7 protein-coding genes and 2 pseudogenes are annotated in these 6,865 nt (G+C 39.6%); all 9 read right to left on the bottom strand.

From position 1 onward, the window contains the following. Positions 1–54: 54 nt before the first annotated feature. Positions 55–198: pseudogene (locus ACED28_RS16865) on the bottom strand (PAAR-like domain-containing protein); the annotation flags it as partial. Between the two features lie 80 nt (positions 199–278). Then, the gene (locus tag ACED28_RS16860; RefSeq protein WP_371710314.1) at positions 279–695 is read right to left on the bottom strand and encodes a hypothetical protein; all 417 of its coding nucleotides are present in this window, start codon (positions 693–695) and stop codon (positions 279–281) included. A 50-nt stretch (positions 696–745) separates the two neighbouring features. Next, positions 746–1,315: a hypothetical protein gene (locus tag ACED28_RS16855; protein WP_012600832.1), complete on the bottom strand. Its 570-nt coding sequence runs from the start codon at positions 1,313–1,315 to the stop codon at positions 746–748. A gap of 406 nt (positions 1,316–1,721) precedes the next feature. After that, positions 1,722–2,117 (bottom strand): AHH domain-containing protein, encoded by a 396-nt coding sequence (locus tag ACED28_RS16850; RefSeq protein WP_371710313.1) that lies wholly within the window; start codon positions 2,115–2,117, stop codon positions 1,722–1,724. Positions 2,118–2,131: 14 nt separating this feature from the next. After that, positions 2,132–3,565, bottom strand: a pseudogene (locus tag ACED28_RS16845) (PAAR-like domain-containing protein); the annotation flags it as partial. Positions 3,566–3,626: 61 nt separating this feature from the next. Continuing rightward, positions 3,627–4,037, bottom strand: coding sequence for a hypothetical protein (locus ACED28_RS16840; RefSeq protein ID WP_012600835.1), 411 nt, complete (start codon positions 4,035–4,037; stop codon positions 3,627–3,629). Beyond that, complete coding sequence (locus ACED28_RS16835; protein WP_012600836.1) at positions 4,037–4,603, bottom strand: imm11 family protein; 567 nt, start codon at positions 4,601–4,603, stop codon at positions 4,037–4,039. Before ACED28_RS16835 ends, ACED28_RS16840 begins: the two co-directional genes overlap by 1 nt. After that, positions 4,600–5,361, bottom strand: coding sequence for an AHH domain-containing protein (locus ACED28_RS16830; protein WP_371710312.1), 762 nt, complete (start codon positions 5,359–5,361; stop codon positions 4,600–4,602). Before ACED28_RS16830 ends, ACED28_RS16835 begins: the two co-directional genes overlap by 4 nt. 14 nt (positions 5,362–5,375) lie before the next feature. Then, entirely contained in the window at positions 5,376–6,863 is a 1,488-nt protein-coding gene (locus tag ACED28_RS16825; protein ID WP_135384243.1) for a PAAR-like domain-containing protein, read from the bottom strand. Positions 6,864–6,865 lie beyond the last annotated feature (2 nt).

Genomic DNA, 6,865 nt, shown 5'->3' with positions numbered 1-6,865 from the left:
AGAGAAGCTGCTTAGTAAACAAGCGAATGATGACAACTACCTTGAAAAACGCCGGAATTTACTGCCTTTAATAGCAATGCTGTTACCACCATCCATAGAAACGGTAATGGTGCCGCCGGCTAAATCAGCGGACTTTGCATTATTGCCATAGAGAATAGGTACAACAGCGTTGCCGACTGTTGTTAAACAAACATCAGGGGTGTATTACGTTCACTTAACTCAAAAAACACCGCAACTAAACGCAAAAAGCGCCTTACGGCGCTTTTAATTCTGACGGTCTAATAACGACCATATGGAGCTGTGGTATCATACCATATGTCGACGCAACCAGCTGATTTCAGGTCTTTAACGAAGTTCTCACTGATATATAATTCATTATTCTCGTTAAAAACAAAAGCATATTTTTCTTCTACTTCTAAATCTGTCAGGGTTGGAAATTGTAAAAGTTCAATTGTTTTATAATCATCAAACTGTCTATCATAATCGTCAGGATGACTACCAAAATCAAAATTACTATCCCAAGCATCCTTTCCTTCAAGCCACGATTCATTCAACTTTTCTAAAATTTCTTCCCAAATTACGAATCGGATAGTATTGTCAAAAATAATAAATAAGTCAGGGTTAGAAAAAAACATACCTGGTCTTTTTCCTGGTAGTACATTGCTTAAATTTTCTTTAATAAACTTAATATACATATTACTTTAAGATTGTTATTTAAATAAAAATAATTCAAATTTGATTTCATCTATCTAAAGTCTGAATAGCCGTCTGCCGGTATAAATTCTACACCGACTAGCTTAGAATTTTTTATTTTTTCAACTAAACTTTTATGGAAAAAAACACACTTCAACCAACCAGGATCTACCACTATCTGTCTTCTATCTACTGGTATAGTCTGAATTAGTTTTTCATCTAATATAAGATTAAGAATACCACTAATCATCTCATCACCATCAGAATCCTTTCGGTACCTCTTGATCTTACTTTCGGATCTATCAATCAACTTAATCTCGTTGACAACTTGTAGCATAAGAAAATCATGCTCACCTTTATCATGAAGTTTAATATCGACCCAATTAATTCCAAAAATGTTATTCAAATTTAATTTCGAAAATCCATTCTTATTAATCGAGAAATTTGGCATCTCAAGTATATCTGGGATTTCATAATCATCTTGTGGAAGAAATTCGACTATCAAGGGAACAGGTGCTTTAGGGTAAGTAAAACTCGTTAAGGGCACTGAATCGATGTGTTCATCTGGAAAACAGTAAATTGGGGAATTGACACACTCTCTTGCAAAAAAATATTCACTCATTTTCCAACCTCAAGTTTTCTAGGTTTCATCGTCTTACCTTTTACATTCTTTATATTGTGTTTTTCTTCCGGTAGCTTGGAAGTTCTACTTGGGCATGCGCTTCTTGATTTACTCTTGCTTTCTATATTACTTTCGCCTGCACAACCTATGTCACTTGCCGGAGAGTAATCATGACCAAAAGTCGAAATTGTATATAAAAAGCTATCTAAACACACTAAAATATCTTCAGAGACCCCATCTAAATCAGACTGAAAATATCTTGTATTTCCTGTCTTACAATAATACTTCCTTTGGGCATTTTCTTTTACACCTTTAATATCTCGATTAACCGATTTTATATACTTTATATCTTCCAGCCGAAACTTAGTTACTACAGGATCAGGAACCTTTGTTACCGGAATTGATGTTACTTCACCACTTTCAGGATCTGAACTTGTTTCCCAAACTGTTCTTGCTCGGTCTTGAAGTCCAAGCCTCCACCATGGCCAGACTTATGGACGTGTGTATTGACTTGACAAGCAATATCCGTTTTGGAAGGGAACATTACCCCATTTTTCCAGGTGTTTATATCATACTCATATGCTTCTCTGTATTTTTTCCAGTCTGGAGTATCTAAGTTTTTAGTTGTTATGATGTGGTGAGCCTGAAATCCGAACTGTCCGTCATCCCCTTTCAAACGTCCATCCGCCCATAAATGTTCATTGAAGCCCGACTTATAGTGCTTAGATTTGATGGATTTTGCTAAAGCAGGCCCTGAGCCTTTTACAAGACTGTGTTTTTTTACAGTTGAGTTTTTAGCCATGATGGTATTGACCTCTAATAAGCATCACATTTTTCAGGTTTCTTCTTACAAACAGGACAAATAAATTCATCTTTATCTTTCTCTTGATTCGCCTTACTAGTATTTTTACCAGATTGCGCAGTATTACCAGACCCATGCTTTACCTTTGCAGGGTATGCTCTCTCACTTTTACCCAGAATTCGAGCGAATAACTGGTCAAACTCACCCATCGCTTCTCTTAGTTTATCCGGCACCATTTTATCGATGATTTTCACTTCATCGGCCAACTTTAAGAAGTATTCTGCTAGTTCGTCTGCGCCCATGCGATTAGCGTAAGAAGCGAGCTCACTCGCGACTTCGATACAGGGTTTTAAAACATCCGACACAATGTTGCTTGCCTGCTTGGCGTAATCAACCCAATCTAATGTACGTAAGAATTTTTCTGGGTCACCTTTACCCATACCACGAAGTACCGCGAGTAAAGTGTCTTTTGATGTGCCCTTACCGCCTTTCAAAACGACTTTACATGTACCTTTAACTGCACTACCAAACGTTGGGACACAGCCAATCAAAGTCAGAGAGAGTGCCAACCAATTCTCTGGCTTCTCTCGCTCTTCTTCACTTAATAGTGTCATGATATTGGCTGAGAGATCTCGTACATCTGCTGCTTGGTCTACGACGGGAATCATTGTCAGCGCTGTGTTGGCTATGATTTGCTCTACCGATGCATCATCATTAAAGTCACCTAAAATTACCCCCCAGATCCAGCTGGCAGCCCCTGACATTCTCTTCCAAGAGTTTTCCCAAAAACCAACTTCACCTCGTTTAGCTTCTTCAATAATTAATTGGGCATTCGCATTGGGGTTGAAATTAGGGTTGGTTTTGGTTGGGATGTTCGGCATGAACTCACGACCGTCTTCACCATAGTCAATGTTAAACTCTCCGGGTGCAACACCACCCACCGAAGCTTTGCCTACATTATCTAATGTGCCTTCAAAGACCGCGCCGGTTTGATCGACCAGTTTATATGTCGCCCCTTGAACAGGTTCCCCATCCGAGTATGAAAGAAACAGATCAACCGTATACGTCCCTTCTTGCTCTTCTGTTACTGAAACCGAAGGGTTTTGAGCGCCACCTAAACACATGGTGTTGGCTTTATTCATCGTCATTTGATCGGACAGGCGACATACGCCGACGCCTTCAAATTTAACGGTAGGAGAAGCCGATATGAATTCCGCCTCGGCTTCAATGTTACCAGAGGAGACACCCGCTTTATCACCACCGGCATCGCCAGTACTGGCAATGAATTTACTGCCTTTAATAGCAATGCTGTTGCCACCATCCATAGAAACGGTGGTGGTGCCTCCTACTAAATCGGCGTACTTCGCATTATTGCCATAAGGGGTAGTAACAACAGGTTTACCGACTGTTGTTAAACAAACATCAGGGGGATGTGTTGCGTTCGCTTTAGTCGAAAAACACCGCGACTAAAAGCAAAAAACGCCTTACGGCGCTTTTAATGCTGACAGCCTAATAACGACCATATGGAGCTGTTGTATCATACCAAACGTCGACACACCCAGCAGACTTTAAGTCTTTAACGAAAATTTCACTAATATACAGCTCATTGTTTTCGTTGAAAACAAAAGCGTGTTTTTCTTCGGTGTCTAAGTTATCCACACTTGGAAATTGCAATAATTCAATGGTTATATAATCATCAAATTGCTTGTTATAGTCATCAGGATGGCTTCCAAAATCAAACTGGCTTGGCCAAAACTTAATTCCATCAAACCAGTTTCCATCTAAATCAGATAAAATAGATTCCCAAATGACGAATCGTTGAGTTTGACCTAAAGCAATATAGATGTCAGGGTTCCTAAAAACAACCTTACTTCGACATTCTGGTAGTATTTCTTTGACATTATCAAATTTAATATACATTAAGCAAACTCCGAATACCCAGCAACTGGAAAAAATTCAATTCCTTGCACTTTGTTATCTATGAATTTTTCAACAATTGATTTGTGATAAAATATTTTATCTTTCCAGCCTGGATCCCTAAAGATCAGTCTCCTATGAATTTCTATTCCATAAATTAGCTCTTCATTTATCACCAATCTATTCATCCCAGAAATAAACTCTCCACCTTCAAATTTGTCATAAAATTCGAACTTACTTTTATTTCTATCAACAATCTCTATCTCATTACATAACTGTAGCATTTTATAACTATGCTTACCTTTATCTATCAGCGTTATATCTACCCAATTAACGCCAAAAATATTTCCTAGATCAATTCTATCAAAAAGGTCATGTCTAATACTTAGTGAAGGAATTAAGAACACATCTACAATATTATACTCGCCGATTGGAGCAAATTTTTTCACTATTGGTACTGGGTGATTAGGGTAAGTAAACACGTTTGACGGTACTGAATCGGAAAATTCATCTGGAAAGTCATAAAAAGGTATGTCAACAATCTCTTTAGAAAAATAGTAATCGCTCATTTTCCAACCTTTAAAGTTCTTTTTTCAATTTTTTTATCTTGATGATTCATAATATCATGGCATGTTTGTTTTATGCGATGTTCACAATAACTTCTGCTCTTACTTTTATTCTCGGATTCCCCACCGCCACAGCCCACTTTACTCGAAGGGGAGTAGTCATGTCCATAAGTTGAAATCGTATATAAAAAACTATTAACTTTCGCAAGAATGTGTTTTGACTTTTGATGCATGTGCAAAGAGAACTTTTCCTTATTGCCTTTTTTACAATACAACTTCGATTTTGCATTCTGCTTGATTGAGTCTATGTCAGAGAAAACAGCCTTAATATATTTATAGTCTAGGCCACGCAAGTAAGAAGCTACGTCATCTGATACTTCAGTTTCGGGTTCCCCTTCCTTCCAATATTTAGTCTTAACACTTGTAAAATCCAGTCCCCCATTATGGTGAGACCGATGGACATGAGTAAAAGCTTGGCATGCGATATCTGGCTCGGATGGAAGCATTACACCATTTTCCCAAGAATTAATATCATACTCGTAAGCTTTTCTATATTTTTTCCAATCGGGAGTTCCTAAGTTTTTTGTAGTAATTATATGGTGGGCTTCAAGTCCACACTGATCACTATTAACCCTGCTATCCCCCCATGGGTGCTTCTTAAAATCAGAGCCATATCCATTATGTTTTCTAATCCTAGCTGCCAACTTGTTTCCAGACCCTTCAATTAAGCGATGGCTAGTTTGTTTAATCTTCTTAGTCATATAATTATCACCGGTTAATATGCATCACACTTTTCAGGTTTCTTCTTGCAAACAGGACAAATAAATTCATCCTTATCTTTCTCTTGATTCGCCTTACTAGTATTTTTACCAGATTGCGCAGTATCACCAGACCCATGCTTTACCTTTGCAGGGTATGCTCTCTCACTTTTACCCAAAATTCGCGCAAACAACTGGTCAAACTCACCCATCGCTTCTCTTAGTTTATCCGGCACCATTTTATCGATGATTTTCACTTCATCGGCTAGCTTTAAGAAGTATTCTGCTAATTCGTCTGCGCCCATGCGATTGGCGTAAGAAGCGAGCTCACTTGCTACTTCGATACAGGGTTTTAAAACATCCGACACAATGTTGCTCGCCTGCTTAGCGTAATCAACCCAATCTAATGTTCGTAAGAACTTTTCTGGATCGCCTTTACCCATACCACGAAGTACCGCGAGTAAAGTGTCTTTCGATGTGCCCTTACCGCCTTTCAAAGCGACTTTACATGTACCTTTAACTGCACTACCAAACGTTGGGATACAACCAATCAAAGTCAGAGACAGTGCCAACCAATTTTCTGGCTTCTCTCGCTCTTCTTCACTTAATAGTGTCATGATATTGGCTGAGAGATCTCGCACATCCGCTGCTTGGTCTACGACGGGGAGCATGGTCAGCGCTGTGTTGGCTATGATTTGCTCTACCGATGCATCATCATTAAAGTCACCTAAAATTACCCCCCAGATCCAGCTAGCTGCCCCTGACATTCTCTTCCAAGAGTTTTCCCAGAAACCAACTTCACCTCGTTTAGCTTCTTCAATAATTAATTGGGCATTCGCATTTGGATTGAAATTAGGGTTGGTTTTGGTTGGGATGTTCGGCATGAATTCGCGACTATCTTCACCATAGTCAATGTTAAATTCACCCGGTGCAACCCCACTCACGGAAGCTTTGCCTGCATTATCTAATGTACCTTCAAAGGAAGCGCCGGTTTGATCGACCAGTTTATATGTCGCACCTTGAACAGGTTCCCCATCTGAGTATGAAAGAAACAGATCAACCGTATACGTCCCTTCTTGCTCTTCTGTTACTGAAACCGAAGGGTTTTGAGCGCCGCCTAAACACATGGTGTTGGCTTTGTTCATCGTCATTTGATCGGACAAGCGACATACGCCGACGCCTTCAAATTTAACGGTAGGAGAAGCCGATATGAACTCCGCCTCAGCTTCAATGGTGCCAGATGAGACACCCTTTTTATCACCACCGGCATCGCCAGTACTGGCACTGAATTTACTGCCTTTAATAGCAATGCTGTTACCACCATCCATAGAAACGGTAGTGGTGCCGCCAGCTAAATCAGCGGATTTTGCATTATTGCCATAGGGAATAGGTACAACAGAGTTGCCGACTGTTGTTAAACAAACATCAGGAAGCGTTGCGTTCGCTTCTCCTCCCGAGCCTTGATGAACTACGCTGAGTCCATTCGCACAAACTGTTACGGCCATAG

Source organism: Vibrio sp. 1F253, assembly GCF_041439295.1.
Classification (GTDB): domain Bacteria; phylum Pseudomonadota; class Gammaproteobacteria; order Enterobacterales; family Vibrionaceae; genus Vibrio; species Vibrio tasmaniensis_A.
Note: the sequence above shows the minus strand (reverse complement) of the source record. Positions and strands in the feature narration are given on the sequence as shown.